The organism is Phycisphaerales bacterium (assembly GCA_035627955.1).
Classification (GTDB): Bacteria; Planctomycetota; Phycisphaerae; order Phycisphaerales; family UBA1924; genus JAEYTB01.
Genome location: DASPKU010000022.1, coordinates 1 through 19,820 on the forward strand (window position 1 = coordinate 1; position 19,820 = coordinate 19,820).

General features: G+C 68.0%; 16 protein-coding genes and 1 tRNA gene. 5 read left to right on the plus strand and 12 right to left on the minus strand.

What is annotated here, in order from left to right; all coding sequences use genetic code 11:
- The 5 genes from VD997_17515 to panC form a co-directional block, all read right to left on the minus strand.
- A partial coding sequence (locus VD997_17515) for a homocysteine S-methyltransferase family protein (GenBank protein ID HYE63794.1) occupies window positions 1–1,073 on the minus strand: 1,073 nt, incomplete at its 3' end.
- A 127-nt stretch (window positions 1,074–1,200) separates the two neighbouring features.
- Window positions 1,201–1,286: transfer RNA gene (locus VD997_17520), tRNA-Leu, on the minus strand.
- A gap of 26 nt (window positions 1,287–1,312) precedes the next feature.
- On the minus strand, window positions 1,313–2,227 hold the full coding sequence (locus tag VD997_17525; protein ID HYE63795.1) for an isocitrate lyase/phosphoenolpyruvate mutase family protein: 915 nt from the start codon (window positions 2,225–2,227) through the stop codon (window positions 1,313–1,315).
- Between the two features lie 3 nt (window positions 2,228–2,230).
- Complete coding sequence (gcvT, locus tag VD997_17530) at window positions 2,231–3,355, minus strand: glycine cleavage system aminomethyltransferase GcvT (GenBank protein ID HYE63796.1); 1,125 nt, start codon at window positions 3,353–3,355, stop codon at window positions 2,231–2,233.
- A 117-nt stretch (window positions 3,356–3,472) separates the two neighbouring features.
- Window positions 3,473–4,321, minus strand: a complete 849-nt coding sequence (gene panC, locus VD997_17535) for a pantoate--beta-alanine ligase (GenBank protein ID HYE63797.1) — start codon at window positions 4,319–4,321, stop codon at window positions 3,473–3,475.
- Window positions 4,322–4,468: 147 nt separating this feature from the next.
- Between panC and VD997_17540 the strand changes: the two genes are divergently transcribed.
- Window positions 4,469–4,885: a hypothetical protein gene (locus VD997_17540; protein HYE63798.1), complete on the plus strand. Its 417-nt coding sequence runs from the start codon at window positions 4,469–4,471 to the stop codon at window positions 4,883–4,885.
- A gap of 111 nt (window positions 4,886–4,996) precedes the next feature.
- Here VD997_17540 and VD997_17545 read toward each other — a convergent pair whose 3' ends face one another.
- Window positions 4,997–6,964: a CTP synthase gene (locus VD997_17545; protein HYE63799.1), complete on the minus strand. Its 1,968-nt coding sequence runs from the start codon at window positions 6,962–6,964 to the stop codon at window positions 4,997–4,999.
- A gap of 133 nt (window positions 6,965–7,097) precedes the next feature.
- Here VD997_17545 and VD997_17550 point away from each other — a divergent pair, with 133 nt between their 5' ends.
- Window positions 7,098–9,041 (plus strand): M1 family aminopeptidase, encoded by a 1,944-nt coding sequence (locus tag VD997_17550; GenBank protein ID HYE63800.1) that lies wholly within the window; start codon window positions 7,098–7,100, stop codon window positions 9,039–9,041.
- 21 nt (window positions 9,042–9,062) lie between these two features.
- Window positions 9,063–11,702: a M1 family aminopeptidase gene (locus VD997_17555; protein HYE63801.1), complete on the plus strand. Its 2,640-nt coding sequence runs from the start codon at window positions 9,063–9,065 to the stop codon at window positions 11,700–11,702.
- Between the two features lie 117 nt (window positions 11,703–11,819).
- Here VD997_17555 and kdsB read toward each other — a convergent pair whose 3' ends face one another.
- Both kdsB and VD997_17565 read right to left on the minus strand, forming a co-directional pair.
- Complete coding sequence (gene kdsB, locus VD997_17560) at window positions 11,820–12,563, minus strand: 3-deoxy-manno-octulosonate cytidylyltransferase (GenBank protein HYE63802.1); 744 nt, start codon at window positions 12,561–12,563, stop codon at window positions 11,820–11,822.
- A gap of 127 nt (window positions 12,564–12,690) precedes the next feature.
- Window positions 12,691–14,196 carry a hypothetical protein gene (locus VD997_17565; protein ID HYE63803.1) on the minus strand — a complete coding sequence of 502 codons (1,506 nt, stop codon included), beginning with the start codon at window positions 14,194–14,196 and terminating at the stop codon, window positions 12,691–12,693.
- A 314-nt stretch (window positions 14,197–14,510) separates the two neighbouring features.
- On the opposite strand from VD997_17565, the gene VD997_17570 reads away from it, so the two are divergent.
- Window positions 14,511–15,110, plus strand: coding sequence for a peptide deformylase (locus tag VD997_17570; GenBank protein HYE63804.1), 600 nt, complete (start codon window positions 14,511–14,513; stop codon window positions 15,108–15,110).
- Window positions 15,111–15,301: 191 nt separating this feature from the next.
- Here the strand turns inward: VD997_17570 and VD997_17575 are convergent, their stop codons facing one another.
- From VD997_17575 to VD997_17590, 4 genes are all read right to left on the minus strand, one after another.
- Window positions 15,302–15,919, minus strand: a complete 618-nt coding sequence (locus tag VD997_17575) for a hypothetical protein (protein ID HYE63805.1) — start codon at window positions 15,917–15,919, stop codon at window positions 15,302–15,304.
- Window positions 15,920–16,712: 793 nt separating this feature from the next.
- On the minus strand, window positions 16,713–17,474 hold the full coding sequence (locus VD997_17580) for a prepilin-type N-terminal cleavage/methylation domain-containing protein (GenBank protein ID HYE63806.1): 762 nt from the start codon (window positions 17,472–17,474) through the stop codon (window positions 16,713–16,715).
- Window positions 17,475–17,523: 49 nt separating this feature from the next.
- Window positions 17,524–18,240: a lipoyl(octanoyl) transferase LipB gene (gene lipB / locus VD997_17585; protein ID HYE63807.1), complete on the minus strand. Its 717-nt coding sequence runs from the start codon at window positions 18,238–18,240 to the stop codon at window positions 17,524–17,526.
- Window positions 18,241–18,254: 14 nt separating this feature from the next.
- Entirely contained in the window at window positions 18,255–19,034 is a 780-nt protein-coding gene (locus tag VD997_17590) for a hypothetical protein (protein HYE63808.1), read from the minus strand.
- A gap of 58 nt (window positions 19,035–19,092) precedes the next feature.
- Between VD997_17590 and VD997_17595 the strand changes: the two genes are divergently transcribed.
- A complete protein-coding gene (locus VD997_17595) occupies window positions 19,093–19,815 on the plus strand; it encodes an RsmE family RNA methyltransferase (protein HYE63809.1) in 723 nt (240 codons plus the stop codon).
- Window positions 19,816–19,820: the final 5 nt, after the last annotated feature.

The following is a 19,820-nucleotide window of genomic DNA, read 5'->3' on the forward strand; positions in this document are numbered from 1 at the left end:
GCCCCCGTGCGACGCTCGCCCTCGCGCGCGGAGTCCCCGCCGGCGGCGGGCGCCGCGCTCCCACCCCCCACCTCCGACCTCCCACCGCGCGCCATGGCGCGCTCCGCCCGCAGCGCCGCGGCCATCCTCCGGATGTGCTCCGGCGTCGTCCCGCAGCAGCCGCCCACCAGCCGCACGCCGTCCTGCTCGATGAACCGCTGCATCGCCTCGACAAACGGCCCCGGCTGCAATGGGTACTCGGTGCGGCCTTCGTGCAGGATGGGCAGCCCGGCGTTGGGCAGGCACGAGACGTATCTCGGGAGCGAAGCGCCGCCGCGGAGCGGCTGGCCACCCTGGCCCCAGTTCTTGCCCAGCCACCCCACGTGCTCGCTCATCTCCACCGGCCCCGTCGCGCAGTTCAGGCCCAGCGACAGGATCGGGTACCCCGCCAGCGCGGTCGCCGCCGCGGCGATCTCCGTGCCCAGCAGCATCGTCCCCGTCGTCTCGATCGTGACGCTCACCATGACGGGAACATCGAGCGGCGTCTTCCCGCGCTCCTCGATGGCCGCGAGGGCGCCGTTGATCGCGCACTTGGTCTGGAGCAGGTCCTGGCACGTCTCGATGATGAGCGCGTCGACGCCGCCCGCGAGAAGCCCGCGGGCCTGCTCGCGGTAGCTCTCGAACATCTTGTCCCAGTCGATCTGGTTGAGCGTGATGAGCTTGGTGCCCGGTCCCATCGAGCCCACCGCAAACCGCGGCTTGTCCTTCGTCGAGTGCTTGTCGCACGCCGCCCGCGCCACCTCCGCCGCGGCCTGGTTCAGCTCGAAGCAGCGGTCCTGCAAGTCAAACTCCGCGAGCACATGTCGCGCCCCGCCGAAACTGTCGGTCTCAACCGCGTCCGCCCCGACCGCCAGGAACGACTCGTGGATGGCGCCGACGACGTCGGGACGGGTCTTGGCCAGCAGGTCGACGCAGTTCTCGCACCCGCAGTAGTCACGCTGAAGGTCGAGCTCAACCTTGTGCAGGCTGGTCCCCATGGCCCCGTCGAACACCAGAACGCGCCGGGAGAGAGCATCGATGAAGGGGCTGGGCATGCGGGTTCTCGGGCCTCTGGAAGTGCTCCATCCGTTTATCCGGATGAATGGATGAATGCAAGCATACCGCGTGATTCGACCGCTGTCGAGGGATGACCAGTCGCGCCAGTTGCCCGGGAAAGGGGAATGGCCCCGGTGGGACTCGAACCCACACACCCCTTGCGGGATAGCGGATTTTAAGTCCGCTGCGTCTACCAGTTCCGCCACGGGGCCGCGGCGTGAAGGGTAACCGGATCGCGTTAGCCCTGGCGGTGCGTGGAACTGGGGAACTCCCACGGCGTGCCGGGCTTGTACTGCGTGAGGGCGTACAGCTCCTGGCGGGTCTGCATCTGGTCGATGAAGCCGGACACGCTGCCGTCCCGCTTGAGCTGCTCTAGGGCGCGGGTGACCGCGCCCATCGCGACGCGCAGCAGCGACACGGGGTAGATCACGCAGGTGTAGCCCATCGCCGCGAACCGCTCCTGCGGGATGATCGGCGTCTTGCCGAACTCGGTCATGTTGGCCAGCAGGTAGGGGCCGCCGCGCGGGGCGGGGCCGTCGAGCCGCTGCATGGCTTTGGCGAAGAGCGCGAACTCCTCCTCGTTGGCGAGGCCCTCGGGGAAGATCATGTCGGCCCCGGCGAGGGTGTAGGCCGCGGCCCGGTTCACCGCCGCCTCAAACCCATCCACGCCACGGGCATCGGTACGGGCGCAGACCACGAAGTGCGGGTCGCACGCGGTGCGGGCCTTGGCCGCCCACTGCACCTTCTCGATCATGTGGTCGGTCGGCACGAGCTCCTTGCCGTCAAGGTGGCCGCAACGCTTGGGGAACTTCTGATCCTCTAGGTGCAGCCCCGCGGCCCCCGCCCGGGAGTACTCGATCACGGTCCGGCGGACCATCTCGGCCTCGCCGAAGCCCGTGTCCGCGTCAGCGAGGACTGGCAGCCCGGAGGCGTCCGCGGCCTCGCGGATGCACCGGCAGAAGTGCTCCAGGCCGAGCAGCCCCACGTCGGGAACGCCCGCTGAGACGCTAGTGGCCGCGCCCGAGATGTAGCACGCCTGGAACCCCGCCTGCGCGATGGCGCGGGCGCAAAGCCCGTTGAACGCGCCGGGCGTGCCCACGCAGCCCTGGTTCATGAGGTCGCGAAAACGCTGGCCGGGGGTCCTGGTGGTCATCGGTCAGACTTTCTTCGCCGCCTTGTAGAACGGCATCGTGGTCACCGCCGCCTCGAGCACGCCCTTGCCCGTGTCGATCTCAACCTTTGTCCCCACGGCGTGCAGGTCCTTGTCGAGGAAGCCCATGGCGATGCACTTGCCCAGGGTGGGGCTGGGGCAGCCGCTGGTGACGACGCCCACCGTCTTGCCCCCCTGCTTGATCTCCATGCCCTGACGGGCCGAGCGCTTGCCCTCGATGAAGAACCCGGCGAGCTTGCGGGCGGGGCCCCCTTCGGCCTGCGTGCGCTTGAGGGCCTCCATGCCGATGAACTTCTCGCCGCGCTCGTCCTGGTCCTTGTCCATCGCGATCGCGAAGTCCACGCCGCAGGAGAGGGCGTTGAACTCCTCGTTGAGCTCGTGCCCATAGAGCGGCATGCCCGCCTCCACGCGGAGGGTGTCGCGGGCGCCCAGGCCCGCGGGGCGGATCACCGCGCCCGGCTTCTTCATGTCGATGTCGGCCAGCAGCAGCTTCATCGCCATGCCCACGGCCATGTTCGGCAGGATCACCTCGACGCCGTCCTCACCCGTATAGCCCGTGCGGCTCACGATCAACTTCGCGATCATCAGGTTCTTCACCGCGAAGCGGTACTTCTTCAGCGTCGGCACCTCCGAGCTCACCTTCGCGACCAGGTCCATCACTTTGGGGCCCTGGAGGGCCACCATCGCGGTGGACATCGTCTGGTCGTCGATCTTGAAGTTGAGGTCGCCCTTGTTCTCGCTGAAGTGGGCGAGCAGCTTCTCGCGGTTGCTGGCGTTGACCACCACGAGGAACTCATCATCATCCAGGCGGTAGACGATCACATCGTCCTTCACCCCACCCTGCTCGTTGCACACCAGCGAGTAGCGGCACTGGCCGGGCACCATGTCCGTGATCTTGCGGGTGCAGATGCGCTCCAGGAACCGGCGGGCGTGACGCCCGGCGACCTTGACCCGCCCCATGTGCGAGACGTCGAAGAATCCCCCGGAGGTGCGGACCTGGTGGTGCTCCTCGGTCAGGCCGAAGTAGGTGAGGGGCATCTCCCAACCGGCGAAGGGGACCATCTTGGCGCCCTGGTCGAGGTGGAACTGGTAGAGCGGCGTCTTGTGCACAGAGGTCCTCCGAAGCCCGCAGGACCCACGGCTCATCAGCGAGCCGGCGCGCAAGCGAGGGTCTTCCCGGGCGGGAGGAGGGTAGGAGCGGAGCGGTTGGCTTTCCGGCTGAGGGCTCTAGCGCCGCGCCGTCCAGGGCGCGTTGTCGATCAGCCGCACCGACCCGATCCGCGCGGCGATCAGCGCCCGCCACTGCGTCTCCGGCGTCACGTCCGCCGGGCGGGTCAGCGTGGTCGCTTCACGCACCACGGCGTACTCAGGCTTGATGCCGAACTCCGTCAGCACCAGCCGCATGACCTCCTCAGCGGCCTCGGGGTTCGCAGCCCCGAGCGACTGCCGCAGCGCCCGCGAGATCGCCAGCGCCTGCTCGCGGTCTTCGGGCGAGAGGAACCGGTTGCGGCTGCTCATTGCCAGCCCATCAGGCTCGCGAATAGTGGGGGCCCCGAGCACCTCCACCGGCAGCCGCAGCTCCTTCGCCATCCCCTTGATGACCTGCAGCTGCTGCCAGTCCTTGTCGCCGAACATCGCGGCCGTGGGCTTCACAATCTCGAACAATCGCTTGACCACCTGGCACACGCCCGCGAAGTGGCCGGGCCGGTGCGCATCCTCCAGCCCGGGCTGCGTTGCCACGGCCGGCAGCTTGGGGACCTCCACCTTCTCGTCCGGCGGGTAGATGTCATCCTCCCGCGGGGCGAACACGCACGCCGCCCCCGCCTGATCGCAAACCTTCAGGTCTTCATCCAGGTCGCGCGGGTAGCGCTCGTAGTCTGAACGTTCGTTGAACTGGGTGGGGTTCACGAAGATGCTGACAACGCACCCGCCGGGCATCTCCCGGTTCTTTGCCAGGGCGGACCCGGCTCGGATGAGGGCCGCGTGCCCCTCGTGCAGGGCTCCCATCGTGGGGACGAAGACGCAGGGCTCGTTATGAACGCGGGCAAGGTCGGCTTTATTGAGGGCTACACGCACGGCCAAAGAGTCGCCGCGCTTTTGCACCCCGTCAAGCCCGGGTCATATTGATGCTGGGTGAGACGGCGCACATCGGGAGCACGGGTTATCGGATAACCGAACGCCGGTTGCGCCGCGCCGCCATCAACCGGCGCTGCAGTTCGGCCGATGCTCACTTGGATGTGGAACGAGGACCGCTCCAAGCAGCTGGCCCCCGGGCATGACACCGCCACGGGCTTCGAAGCCCCCGCGGCCCTGCGCCCGCGCGTTCCCGGCCACCCCTTCAAGGCCGACATCGACCTTGCGGAACTCGACGACCGCCAGCGGCCCGGCCCCGCGTGGGCGGCCCGCGCCCAGACGCTCAGCCGCTCGCACATCGTGGTGCTGTCGCGCCGCATGAGCTACCCCAAGCGGCTGATGCTCGTGGCCGTGCACCTCATCGACGCCAAGCCCACGCCGCTCATGGGCAAGGTCATCGAGTGCGAGTACCACTCCGACGGCCTGTACCGAATCGTTCTCGAGCTGCTGCCGCTTCCCGAGGCCGATGTGCTGGCGCTGTGGTTCCCGGCGGGAAGCCTCAAGTAACCATGGGTTGCCCGCCGCTCCGCGGCGGGTGTTGACCGTGCGGCTCCGAAGGCGTGAGGCGACTCTGTGACGTCTCAAGTCAGCCGCCGCGGAGCGGCTGGCCACCCAGAATCAAACCGTCGTCGCCGCCTGTGCCTTCGCCTGGATCATCCAACGGTTGAGGTCCGCCGCCCACGGGTCGCGCGGGTCGATCGACGCCCCGTACTTCCGCTGGATCGCCGCGGCCACCAAACCCATGAACATCGGCTGCGGGCGCAGCGGTCGGCTGGTCAGCTCAGGGTGGAACTGCCCGCCGATGAAGAACGGGTGCGTGACGACAGGGCCGCCTGGCGTCTCGGGGCCGCTGCCCGGCTGCCGCAGCTCCATCATCTGCATGATCGGGCGCGTCGGGTGCTTGCCGCTGAACACCATGCCCGCGGCCTCCAGCCGCTCGATGTACTGCGGGTCCACCTCGTAGCGGTGGCGGAACCGCTCGCGCACGCTCGCCTTCCCGCCGAACAGGTACGACGCGATGGTCCCCGGCACCACCGTCATGTCCTGAGCGCCCAGCCGCATCGTGCCGCCCAGCCCCTCGATCTGCTTCTGCTCCGGGAGCTCGCTGATCACCGGGTGCGGCGCGGTAGGGTGGAACTCGGTCGATGAGGCGCCCGTCAGCCCCAGCACATTGCGGGCAAACTCGATCACCGCCACCTGGAACCCAAGGCAGATGCCCAGGTACGGCAGCCCCCGCTCACGGCAGTACTTCACGCAGGCGATCTTGCCCTCAACGCCGCGGGTGCCGAACCCGCCGGGGACGATGACGCCGTCGAGCCCCGCGAACTCGGTCTCGACGGAGGAGTCGGTCACGTCGGTGGTGTCCAGGAACTCCATCTCCACGCGCGTTCCAAGGTTGGCCGAGCAGTGCTCGATGGCCTTGTCGATGGACGCGTACGCATCGCGGAGGTTGGCGTACTTGCCGGCAACGCCGATGCGGACGCTGCGCTGCTTCTTGGCGGTCAGGCGGCGCACAAAGCCGGTCCAGCGCTCACGATGGCGGTCCTCCTGGGCGAAGTCCACCTTGTCGTGCAGATTGAGGATCGAAAGGATCTCGCGGTCGAGCCCCTCCATCCGCATCTCTTCGGGGATGGTGTAGATGCTCTCGCGGTCGTGCAGGCTGAACACGCGCCGCAGCGGCACGTTGCTGAACATCGCGATCTTCTGCGCCACCTTCTCGCCCACGGGGTGGTCCGCACGGCACGCGATGATGTGCGGCTGGATGCCCGCTTCCATCAGCCGCTTGATGCCCAGCTGCGCCGCCTTGCTCTTCTGCTCGCCCAGCGCGGGCGGTTCGATGATGTACGTCAGGGCCACGAAGCAGCACGAGCCCGGGCCCTCCTCGAACGCCAGCTCGCGCATCGCCTCGATGTAGAACCCGTTCTCGTAGTCGCCCACCGTGCCGCCGACCTCGACGAACACCACGTCGGCCGGCTTGGTGCCGTCACCTCTCACAGCGAGCTCGCGTAGCTTCCGCTTCACCTCGCCGGTGACGTGGGGGATCATCTGCACGTCACGCCCCAGGTACGCGCCCCGCCGCTCGCGCTCCAGGATCTCGCCGAAGATCTGCCCGCTGGTGATGAAGTTCCGCTTGCTGAGGTTCTGGTCCAGCAGCCGCTCGTACGTGCCCAGGTCCATGTCGCACTCGGTGCCGTCGTCAAGGACAAACACCTCGCCGTGCCGGTAGGGGTTGAGCGTGCCCGAGTCGATGTTGAGGTAGCCCTCCATCTTGATGGGGGCGACCGCGAGGCCCTTCTCCTTCAGCATCTTGGCCAGGCTGCTCGCGAAGATGCCTTTGCCCAGCCCGGACATGACCGTGCCCAGCACGATTACGTACTTGTGCGCACCCCGCTGATAGCCCTCCGGGATCGGGCTGTAGAACTCGCTGTCGGTCGATGTCTCGGCCAGGTCGGCCAGGCACGCGGACCGCTCCGGGTTGGCCTGAAGGTTCAGCCGCTTGGGACCCGGTGAAGAGGTGGGGGAACCGTGTTGTTGAAAGGGTTTAGGCTCGGGCTGGCCGGGGTTCTGGCTGGGCGAGGGGGGCATAGCACATCGTATCAGGAGGGCGCGGCAAACGCGAGCCCCAGACGGGCTTGTGTGCATATCTCGCGCCCGCAGTCGCCCCCTCCGCGGGACAGGCCGGGATGAGTGAATGGCCCGGGTGCGATAAGCTAGGCCCATGAACGCACGCTTCATCCTGGCCCTGGCGCTCGCCGGGCTTTCATGGGCCCCCGCCGCGGCCCAGACCACGCCCGAATCCGACCCGCGGATCGACGACGAGACCGGCCGTCTGCTGGCCACGTGGCCCAAGGACCGCCTCTTCGACCACATCCACATGCGGCTGGAGCTCACCTTCCCGGACATGGGCAAGCCGTACCTGGAGGGCGTGGAAACGCTCACGATCGCCCCGGTCGGCGCCGGCCGCTCGCGGATCACGCTGGACTGCAACGGCCCGTCGGTCACCCAGGCGCTGCTCAACGGCGACCCCTGCCGCTTCGAGCAGCAGGGCAAGAAGCTGGTGGTGACCTTTCCCCGTGAGCTGCCCAGGGGCGCGGCCGCGGACCTCACGCTCCAGTACACGGTCGACTTCGGCAAGAACAAGGGCGAGGGGCTGACCTACAGCCGCGCCCGCAAGGACGGCAAGGGGCTGACCGAGCAGTCCCCGCAGATCCACGCCCAGGGCGAGGCGGAGCTGAACAGCCGGTGGTTCCCGTGCCTGGACCACCCATCGGAGAAGCTCACGACGGAGCTGGTTGTGGACGTCGAGGATGGGTACGAGGTGGTGTCGAACGGCCGCCTGGTCTCGCAAGAGGCGGGGCTCCCCGGGCGCACGAAGTGGCACTGGCGACAGGATCAATCGCACACGGCCTACCTCGTGACGCTTGTGGTGGGGCGGCTCGCCCGCGTGGATCTCATCGAGGCTGACGGCTCCTCGCCGCGGGTGCCGATGCCGGTCTTTACGCCCATCGGCACCGAGGACAACATCCGCCGCACCTTCGCGGGTGTGCCGGAGATGATGCGTTTCTTCGAGGAGCGGTTCGGCGTGCCCTACCCCTGGGACAAGTACGCCCAGTGCAACGTGCGCGACTTCGCCGCCGGCGGCATGGAGAACACCAGCTGCACGCTGCTGAACGCCCGCATGGTGACGATGGACGCGCCCGAGGGGACGTTCGATGACCTGCTGAGCCACGAGCTGGCGCACCAGTGGTTCGGCGACCTGATCACGTGCAAGTCGTGGGACCACCTGTGGATTCAGGAAGGCTGGGCGACGTACTCCGAGGCCCTGTGGAACGCCCACAAGGGGTCGAAGGACGGCGAGGAGAAGGCCCGCGCGGCGTACCACAAGACCATCCTCTCGCTCGCCCGGAGCCAGCAGCGCCGCAACCGCGGCCACGCACCGGTCGCGCCCGCGGTCGTCAGCAACCGCTACAAGAACCCCGACAGCGTGTTCATGAAGTCCGACGACCCCTACTCCAAGGGCGCGATGGTGCTGCACATGCTGCGGCAGCGGCTGGGTGACAAGGCCTTCTTCGAGGGCACGACGCTTTTCCTGCGGCGGTTCGCGTACAAGAGCGTCGAGACCGACGACTACCGGCGCGTGCTCGAGGAGGTCTCGGGGCAGAGCCTGGAGCGGTTCTTCGACCAGTGGACGCGCCGGCCCGGGCTGCCGCGGCTCTCCGTGACGCAGGCGTGGGACGAGGCGAGCGGCATGCTGACCCTGAACGTCGAGCAGACCCAGAAGATCGACCGCCACAACCCCGCGTACGCCATCACCGTCCCGGTGCTGATCAAGCTGACCGACACCGATAGCCGCTGGCTGCACATCGACATGGACGCGCGCACCGCGAGCGGGTCGATCAAGCTGCCTGGAAAGCCCGTTGACCTGTCGGTTGACCCCAACCTGACCGTGCTCGCGGCCGTGAAGGTTGAGAAGCCCGAGGCGATGTGGCGGCACGAGGCCGAGCACGGCCCGACGCTCGCGGCCCGATGTCGTGCGGTCGACCACCTGCGCGCGGTCGACAGCCCGGGCGCGCAGGAACTGCTCGCACGAATCGCCTCTGACGCAAACGCCGATGAACTCCTCAAGCAGGCCGCGGCCGACGCGCTCGCCGCCCGCGACTAACCGACCAACGGAGATGTGTCGATGCCCCGCCTGACCCACCCGACCGCCCGCACCGCCCTCTCGCGCGTGCTGCTGCTCGCTCTTGCCGCCGACCTCGCCCTCCCCGCGCTCGCGGGCGGCGGTCACGAGGGCTGCCTCGAAGGCCGCACCCTCTTCGTCCCCGCTGCCAAGTCCGCCGCGTTCGACGAGGACAGCGGGCGCGACCTGCGGAACTTCCCCCCGCACCGCCTCGCCGACCTCACGCACATGCGGCTGGAGATCCTGATCGAGGACATGAACACGCCGCGCTTCACGGCCACGCAGTCGCTGCGGCTCGCCGCCCTCGGCCAGCCGCTGGAGACGCTCACGCTCGATGCTCGCGGACTCAGCATCGCGTCGGTGGCGATGGCAGGGCGTGAAACGCGCTTCTCGCACGACGGGCGGGCGCTCACCGTCACGTTCGCGCCGGCGCTCCAGCCCGGCGAGATTGGCGAGCTCATCACCGAGTACAGCGCCAACGACCCGGCCCTCGGCCTGATCTGGACACCCGAGTCCCCCGCGTTCCCCGGCCGCCCCGCGCAGCTGCACACGCAAGGCCAGCCCGAGACCAACAGCTTCTGGTTCCCCTGCCGCGACTTCCCCAACGAGCGCCTGACGACCGAGCTGCTGGTGACCGTGCCCGCCGGCTACACCGTCAGCGGCAACGGCTACCTGGCGGATCGGCGCCGCGAGATCCGCACGGCGAAGACCGCCGCGGGCGACCAGCGGATGAGGCCCTACGACACGTTCCACTGGGTGCAGGACAAGCCGCACGTGCCGTACCTCGTGTCGCTGGTGGTCGGCAAGTTCGATGTGGTCGACGTCGGTTCCAAGCAGCTCTCGATGCCCGTGTACGTGCCGCCGGGCCAGGGCCCCTGGGTGCAGGGGACCTACGGCCGCACCAGGGACATGGTCACCTTCTTCGAGCGCGTCACCGGCCAGCCCTACCCCTGGGCGCGGTACGCGCAGCTGGTGGTGTGGAACTTCGGCGCCGGCGGCATGGAGAACACCTCGGCCACGACGCTGTACGACACGGCCGTGTTCCGCCCCGATGCCCTGATCGACCATGACCTCGACGGCCTGATCAGCCACGAGCTCGCGCACCAGTGGTTCGGCGACCTCGCGACGTGCAACTCGTGGGAGCACATCTGGCTCAACGAGGGCTTCGCGACCTACATGACCGACCTGTGGTTCGAGCACCGCGACGGGCGCGACCGCTACGAGGCCGAGATGATCGGCCAGTTCGACGGCGTGATCGGCGCGGACAAGGCTGAGGCGCCGGCCGCGCAGGGCATGGCCAGCAAGGTCTACACGCACCCGTGGGAAGTCTTCCGCCGCCCCGCGAACCCCTACGGCAAGGGCGCCTCGGTCCTCCACATGCTGCGCCGCGAGCTGGGCGATGAGCAGTTCTTCGCGGGCGTGCGGCTCTACACGCAGCGTTACGCCCTCAAGACCACCGAGACCTCGGACCTGCGCTACGCGCTCGAGGAGGTCTCCGGCCGCTCGCTCGAGCAGTTCTTCACCCAGTGGTGCACCCGCCCCGGCGTGCCGCTGCTGACCGTGACACCCGCCTGGGACGCGGCCAGCAGCACCCTGACCGTCACGGTCGAGCAGACTCAGCCGATCAACGGCGACAACCCGGCCTTCGAGTTCGACCTGCCTATCGCTATCAGCACCGGCTCCGCGGCCTTGCAGCAGCACGAGGCCGCGGTGACCGGCCGCACGGCCACCTGGTCAACCAAGCTCGACCAGGAGCCCGTGTTCATTGCGGTCGACCCCGACATGCACGTGCTCGCCGGGATCACCATCAAGCAGGAGGAGCCCGCCCTGCTGCGGCAGATCGCCAATGGTCCCACGCTCTACAGCCGCGTGCAGGCGTGCCGCACGCTTTCTTCGCAGAGCGGGCCGGTATCGATGCAGGCCGCCGCTGCCCTCAGCCGCGTCGTGCACGACCGTGCCCTCCATTATCGACTGCGGCAGGAGGCCGTGCGTGCACTTGTCGCTCGCGGCGCCCACGCCGACGTGCGATCCCTCGCCACCACCGCGACCGACCACTGGGAGGTGCGCGTCACCACCACCGAGGCCCTCGCCCAGGTCGCCAACTCCGATCCGCTGAAGGACAACTCTCGCGCCCGCGACGCCATCGGGGCACAGCTCGCCGAGCGCGCCGCCAAGGACAAGAGCACCAAGGTCCGCGCCGCAGCCATCCGCGCTCTTGCCGACGCGAAGACCTCGCACACACTGCCCGCCGTGCTCGCGGCTCTCAGAGTGGAATCACAGAGCGATGCCATCCGCCAGGCCGCGCTCGACGCCCTCGCCAAGCTCGACGCCCCCGACACCATCCAGCACGCGATCGCCTACAGCATGCCGGGCAACGACTCGCGTACACGCCCCACGGCCGTGGCCGCGATGGCGAAGCTCGCGCGTCAGAACAAGGACCTGGCCATCCGCACCCTCACCGACCTGCTGCACGACCGCCAGCTGCGCACTCAACGCGCGGCCGGCGACGCGCTGGCGGAGATTGACGACCCCCGCGCCGCAGAGGCGCTGCGCAGTGCCGCCGAAGCCCCGCGCTCCGAGGAGCACCGGGCGATGTACAGCGAGTGGCTGGAGAAGATCGACGCAAAGAGCAACGGCGGGTGAGGACTCAGGACCGGGGAGGCGGGCTTTCAGCCCGCAGCCCTCTCCGTTCAATCTGCATGCGCTCCCAGGGAGAAAGCGAAGACTTGAGTGCGGGCTGAAAGCCCGCCTCCCCGGTTGTTAGCCCCGCCGCGCCTTCCAACGCGCGACAAACGCCTCATACTGCTCCGGGGTATCAATCCCCTGCGTTGCGCACGCCCTCACCGCCACGCCGATCCGGTACCCGTGCTCCAGGACGCGCAGCTGCTCGAGCATCTCGCACTGCTCCAGCGGCGTCGGCGGCAGGTGCACGTACTGCGACAGGAACGCCCGCTGGTACACGTACAGCCCCACGTGCTTCAGCGGCGCGACCGCCGTCCCGCCCGCCCGCGGGTGCGGGATCAGCGACCGCGAGAAGTACAGCGCGTGCCGGTCCGCCCCCGTCACGACCTTCACAATATTTGGATTCGCCGGGTCCTCGCCGGGCATGAAGGGCGACGCCACCGTGGCGACCTCACACCCGCCGCTGAGCATCACCTCAACCGCCGCGTCGATCACCGCGGGCTCGATCTCCGGCTCATCCCCCTGCACATTCACGACCACCGCATCATCACCGAGCCGCAGCCTCGCCGCGGCCTCCGCCAGCCGGCTCGTCCCATTGGGATGCTCGATGCTCGTCATCACCGCGTCGCCGCCGAACCCCTTCACCGCCTCCTCGATCCGCCGGTCGTCGGTCGCCACCACCACCCGCGACAGCGACCCCGCCCGCTTCACCGCCTCGTACACGTGCTCCACCAGCGGGTTCCCGGTGCGATCAAGCAGCATCTTCCCCGGCAGACGCGTCGAGGCCATGCGGGCCGGGATGATGGCGATGATCGGCGGCAATCGGAACGAACCCCAAAGACTAACCACAGAGACACAGAGGCACAGAGAAAGGCAGTTGGGATGGAAGATAATCACGAAGACAAAGACACTCCTCTCTGTGTCTCTGTGCCTCTGTGGTTCAATCCTTTTACTTCGCCCGCAGCTCCGTCAGGGCCTTCTTGATCTGCTCCCGCCGCGCCCGAATGTCCTTGAAGCTGATGGACTGCACCGCGATCCCCGACGCGATCTTGTCCGCCTCCTCCAGCGTCGCCAGGTCCCGCGTCTCGGTCGCCTTCTGCTGCAGCGCCACCATCAGCGAGTACCGCATCTCCAACTGCATCTCCGCGGACGTCTCACGCATCTCGAGCCCGCGCCGGAAGGTCTCCACCGCCTCGTCGTTCCACCCGATGTTCAGGAACGACTGCCCCAGGTACAGCAGGCTGGGTGCCCGGTTCTTGGGGTCCTGCTGGCTCTCCTGGAACAGCTCCACCGCCTCGTTGTACCGCCCCGCGTTGTAGTACCGCTTCCCAAGCTCGAACTTCCGCACCAGGTCCGTCGGGTAGTTCGCCACCCGCAGCTTGTGCTCCTCGAGCTCCAGGTTCGCGTGGTCGGTCTGCTGCTGGGCCAGCATCCGCTGCACCATCTCGTTCTCCGGCGCCTTCTCCAGCATCTGCTGCAGCTCGACCACCTTGCGGCGGCTCTGCCGGATGCGGATATCACCCGCCTGCTCGCGGAAGCGGAACTGCTTGGTCGCCTCGAACGCCTCCATGAACAGCTTCCACGCCTTCTCTTCGTCGCTCGGCCGCCCGCGCTCTAGCAGCAGCTTGCCCAGCTTGTCGATCGTCGGCAGGTCCGTGGGCCGCTTCTTGTACTCCTCGACCGCCGCCACCAGCAGCCGGTCGATCGTCTCGTCGGTCTTGACGATCCGCTCAGAGTCCTCCAGCATCCGCTGCTTGTCCGCATCGCGGATGTTCTGCCGGAACCCGCCCGCCTCGCCCGACCGCTCATACCCGCCGCGCGCCATCGTCGCCTGGGCCGCCAGCGTCCGGATGTACGCCCCCAGCTGCCCGTCCGTCGGGTCCACGCGGTGCGCCGCCTCCGCCGCCTTGATCGCGCGGTCGAACGACCCCACGCGCTCGAAGCTCTCGCAGCACTTCATGATCAGGTCTTTCCGCGGCTTGGGCTGGCTGATCGCCGTCGCGAACGCCCGGTCGCCCACCCACAGCGTCGGCTCGGGCTGCCCGACCTTCGCCGTCGCCTCAAACGCCCGCACCGCCAGCGTCGCCTCCTTGGGCTTCAGGGCCCACTCCAGGATCGCCAGCAGGAACTTGTCGACGTCCGTCTTGCCCGACACGCTCTTGATGACGTCTTTATCAAGGCCCTTCTTGCTCGCGGGGTCATTGAGGAACTTCGGCACCGCCGCGAAGAACCCTTGTAAGCCCGTCATCGACCCCGGGTCCCACCGCAGCCCGTTCAGCCACAGCTGGATCGCGTACTGGAGGTTGCCCGTCTCCTCCACCGTGCGGGCGTGCTCGAAGAACTTGGTCGCCTTCTCGGGCGAGAAGACAATGGGAGCCTTGTCCTTGTCTTTGTCCTTGTCAGGACCGTCGTCGTCGGGGAAGCCGGTAGCTGTTTTCTTTCCGAAGAACGCCAAAACAGATTCCTTCTGGTGGTGAGCGGTGGGGTCGTCCGGCCCGGGAGCCGCGGGGGCCGTGATTCTAGTGAAACCGGCTCAGGCCCGCATTGTTGCCTTCCTCCTGATCCGGCGGGAAGAGAACGCGGAGTACGCGGACGGGAGCGGAGGGGCGCGGAGCCGAGGCTGAATCGGGCAATCCCCGGCCTCCCTCCGTCTTCCTCCGACGCCCTCTGCGAACTCTGCGTTCTGTTCCTACTCCCCCTGGCTCTCTCCGCGTGCCTCCGCCGCTTCCGCGACCTCCGCGTTCGCTTTACGTTCCATACGATTTCAAGATGCCCCCCGATCCCGCCAATCCCGCACCCATCGACCCCAAGTCCCTCCGCCTCCGCACCTACCCCGACCCCATCCTGCGGCAGAAGGCCCGCCCCGTCCCGCAGGTGAACGACGAGGTACGCGCGGTCGCCAAGGCCATGCTGCGCATCATGGTCGAGGAGGAGGGCATCGGCCTCGCCGCCCCCCAGGTCGGGCTCCCCTGGCGGCTCTTCGTGGTTGACATCCCCGAGGGCGAGGGCCGCTCCGCAACCGGCGACCCCCACGCAAACCCGCCCACCCCCCCCAGCGCCACCCACGGCCCGCAGGTCTACATCAACCCCGTCCTGTCGAAACCCACCGGCGGCGTCGAGCCCTATGAAGAAGGCTGCCTCAGCCTCCCCGACATCCGCGGCGACGTCCTCCGCCCACCCACCATCACCATCACCGCCCTCGACATCGAGGGCAACCAGTTCACCCACACCGCCACCGGCCTCCTCGCCCGCTGCTGGCAGCACGAGTTCGACCACCTCGACGGCGTCCTCATCATCGACAAGATGACGGCGCCCTACAGGCTCAAAAACAGAAGCGCCATCAGGGACCTGGAACGCGAAGCCCTCTAGGCGAAGTCGGAAGTGGGAAGTCGGACATCGAGTTCAGACAAAGGATGGCATGCTCACTGTTCTGCGTGAGCATGCTTCTTTCCGCGGACACAAGTCGACGCTTTGCATCGCCTCCTGCCTCGGCCGCGGAAGCGGCGCACGGCTTCAGCCGGGGCGTGGCGTCTTCGACACCCCCCGAATCAAATGCGGCCCTAATCGCGGAGCGACTTCCGGAGCGCTCCGCAGATCTCCGCCGTATCAAGCGTCGACGAGTATCTCCCAACGCCATCGCTCAGGTCGCGCTCGGCCCGCCCATACGCGATCAACTCTGCGTTCGTCATGCCGTCCATCCCCCATGTATACACGACGTAGCATCCATTGGCGTCCTTGCGAGGCGACCTGGGGTCGTCGAACTCGATCGCGACGGACCAGTCAATGCCCGGGTCTAACAGGGCTGCCAGGCGTCGAGTTGCCTGTGTTTCGGTCCCAATTGCGCGGACCTCAGCAAGGCGGAACGTGAAGGGGCCTTCGGGCGGTGTACGAAACTGGAACCGTTCGTCCGGCACCGCTTCGAAACGCGTCCCGTCAAGAATTCGGCGCACCTTCCATTGGCTCACGCTGCCAATGTTGAACTCACCATCCAGCGTCTGTTTCGGTTTGAGTTTGATGTACTCCTCGCGGCGACGGCTGTCGGCCGTGTAGGCGTCCATCATTAGCGTAAGGCAGCGCACCTCGGTCTCCCTCCACCTCTTCTCCTTTAGATGGCCGAATAACGCATGCCCGCCGGCCCCGACGAGAATGATGGAGGCGATCGCAATAATCCAGCGCATACGGCGAAGACTACCTCTTTCAGCCTCTGGCCTCAACCAGGGACTGGAGCCGCTCCAAAGAACCGATGGGCACGAACCGGTTGTCCTTGTCATATCCCACGAGTGCCCCGTCGGGCTTCGTGCAGACGAAGGTGAGCTTGGCCCCCCAAGGCGGCAGCCATGCGCCCCGCATTCCGGGTACCCGTTTATCCAGCCATTCGATGCACTCAATCCGCTCAGCGATTGTCATGCCCATATATACGGACGACGAGGGGTCAGGTGATTGCGCAAACCGTCAGCTTTTCAGTAACCGCATGGTCGAGCGGGTGGCACAGGAACTGGACGGCGCAATCGATGGTTGGGCGTGGGTCGCGGCGAAGACCATTAATGCGCCGCGGACCGACGCCGCGGGTTTGGCGCGGCGTCACTCGCCGCGGCGGTTGATGGCACCCATCACGGATTGCCATGATGGTCCCGCTGTACGACGACGCGCCCGCACCATCGCCCCGCTTGCCCCCGGGAAACGACGACGCGCCGTTGCCATACGAAGACACAGCCGGGGCGCATCGTCGTACACCCCCGGCGCGCGACGACACAGTCATAGCGCATCGTCGTACAGCGGCGGCGCGCGACGATACGGCGGCGGCGCATCGTCGCGCGCCGGCGGCGCGCGGGCATGGACCCCCACCCCCTTGTGCTTGTCTGTGCGATCTGCGCGGTTTATCCGGGCGGTTGGCGAACCAATCCGGGGAGTTCATGTGCTGATGGGCATGCGGAGGCCCGGAACCGCCCACAAACACACGCTGCCCAAACCTCACGGCCTGAACGTGTAATCCGCCGTCACATTCCCGTAGTCCGTTCCCTGCGGCGCCGGCACGCGCACCCGCATGCGCGAGTGGCCGTCGACGTACAGCAGGTTGGCCTCGACCTGGCCCTTCTTAAACCAGTACATGCCCTTATCCCCGCCCTGCTGGTAGTTGTAGATCGTGTGCGTGCCGATCATCCACGTCTTGCTGGTGTTGTTCACCATCGGCATCTTGCCGCCGCCCAGCGGCACGAGCGTGGCCTGGTCCTCGCCGTCGAGCGTGTGGTCGTTGAGCGTGTAGCTGGAGCCGACGAGGTCGTACATCGACTGCGTCTTGTCCATGCCCGGGATGGGCACGCCGGTGTCCTCCGCGCCCTTGTCCACCGGCGACTTGAAGAACGGCAGCTGGACGACCTCGGGGTCGGCGTCGGGCGGCACCTTGGAGTCGTTCACGTACGCGTTCAGCGGCCGCCCCTCGGCCCCGATGGTGTCGATGCCGTAGAAGGGCAGCTGCCCCTTCTTGCCGCCGAACAGCGCGCCAATCACCGCCTCGCCCCCGCCCGGCAGCGGGCCCATCTTCTGCGGCAGCGTGTCCTTGAAGTCCACGAGGTACGCGCCGGTGCCGACGCCCAGCTGCTGGAGACGCGCGCCACACTGCGTCACCCGCGCGGCCGCGCGGGCGGCGCCGAGGGCCGGCAGCAGGATGCCGATCAGCAGCGCGATGATCGCGATGACAACCAGCAGTTCGATGAGTGTGAAGGCGCGGGGCACGGGCCAGAGGATACGGCAGAAAGGCCGATTCAGGTAGCGAAGCCCGTGGTCAGGGGATGCCCGCCCGCTTCTCGGACGCTTCCACCGCGGCCGCCCCCACCAGCCGCGTCAACGCCTCCGTCAGCGTCCGCTTCACCTCCTCGAAGGACGGGCACCTCTCCCCCAGCTGCTGCCGCATGCTGGTCACCGGCCGCCCCACCAAGCCACACGGGACGATCAGGCCGAAGTGGTCAAGGTTGGTGGTCACATTGAGGGCAAGGCCATGCAGCGAAACCCACCGTCGGACGCGCACACCCATCGCCGCGATCTTGGCCGGCTGCCCGTGGATCGCCGAATCGAGCCACACACCCGTGGCCTTGGGATCGCGGTGCGTGCGCAGTCCGTACGCGGCGCACGTGTCCATCACCGCCTGCTCCAGCAGCCGCATGTAGTCGTGCAGCCCCAGGTTCAGCAGGTTGAGGTCCAGGATCGGGTACGCGACCAGCTGGCCGGGGCCGTGATAGGTGATGTCCCCGCCGCGGTCGGTCTCGGCGACGTTGACGCCGTGCTGCGCGAGCAGCTGGGGCGTTGCGATGAGGTTGTTGGCGGCCCCCGCACGACGCGAGATCGTGACCACCGGGTCATGCTCAACCAGCAGCAGGTAGCCCGGATTCGGCTGCCCCGACTCCCGCGCCGCCATCACCTCTTCCAGGTGCGCAAGCTGGGCCTGGTACGCGGGCTCGTACGCGACACGCCCAAGGTCTTTCACAGGCAACGCAAAGGGCACGCGAGAAGCGTAGTTCAGTGCCCGCCGCCCGCGGGCTTGGCCTTGTCCCCGGACTTCTTCGGGTCCGCCTTCTTGTCCTTTGGCTGCTCCGACGAGGGCTCCACCGGCCGCGGCAGCGTGTCCGTCGCCAGATTGAACGCCGGCCCGCGCGTGGGCGCCGGAGGCTCCCGCAACAACAGGTACGCCCACACCCCACCCGCAAGCAGCAGGGTGTTCACGGCCAGCAGGCCTGTCGCCACACGAAAGGGGCGCGGCCTGCTCGCAAGCGGTGACGAAAGCCGCTCAAAGAAACGGAAGAGCGGGCCGGTAGTTGAGGGTTCCTCCACGATCGCCGCCATCGAGGGTTGCGAGCCCGCCGGAGCACTCGCAGTACTCGCCGGATTGGCAACCGCCGCGGCAGCCGGCGGCACGACAGGTGCACTCGGCGGCTTCACGGCCACCGGCGGTGCCGCGGGCGCGAGCGGCGCCGCCGGAACTACAGCCGCTGCCGCGTGCTGTTCTGGCTCTGCCACCGGAGCCACCGGCTTGTTGGGCTCGAGCAGCTCCGCCGTCAGCTCCGCAAGCTGGGCGTCAAGGTTGTCCAGCGCCTGCAGCGCCTCCGTGGAAGGCAGCGCCGGGGCCGGCTGGTCCAGCAGCGACTTCACGTCCGACGACAACGCCGCCGCCGGCGCGGCCGCCGCCTCCACGCGGTTGGCCGTGGTGTCGATCTTGCCGAGCAGGGAATCGATATCGGCCTGGAGGTTGGGGGTCCCATCCGGCGCGGCGGTACCCTTGTTGTCGGCCGCGGGTGTCATAACCGTGGAAGATGATCGGCGTTGTGAGGCCTGGACTCAAGGGGCATCGGGAGGGTGGATGGGCCATCGAGTGTACTTTCCCAGCCTCGAGACCGTGGAATCAGGGCTGATAACCGTGACGGGGGAGGAGGCCCACCACGCCCTGCGGGTCAAACGGCTGGCGGTGGGGGACGCCATCGACGTCCTCGACGGCCAGGGGCGCGTCGCCCGCACCCGCATCGCGACCACCGACAAAACCCGCGACGGCTGGGCCATGGGGCTGGAGGTGGGCTCGCTCGACCGCGTCACACAGGTGGCCCCACTCGTCACCGTTGCCGCCGCGGTGCCCAAGGGCGAGCGGCTGGAGTGGATCATCGACGGGCTCTCGCAGGTGGGCGCCGCGGCATGGCGACCCTTGTCGACGCGCCGGTCGGTCGTCGACCCTCGCGAGGGCAAGCTGGAGCGGCTGCACCGCGTCGCGATCGAGGCGATGAAGCAGTGCGGCCGCGCGCACGTGCTCCAACTGCTGCCGATCGCGTCGCTCGCCGAGTCACTGAAGACCGGCAGAGTGGTGATCGCGGACGCCTCCGGCGGCGAGTATCAGCCCACCGGCGCAGACGCGATCACGCTTCTGATCGGCCCCGAGGGCGGCTGGGAACCCGCGGAGTTGGAAGCGGCCGCCGGAGCGGGAGCGATCATCGCGCGGTTCGGTCCCCACGTGATGCGGACAGAGATGGCCGCCGTGGTGGCATGCGCCGAGGTGCTCAGTGTTGAGAAGCGGTCTCGGGCACGGGCCGTATAGTCCCA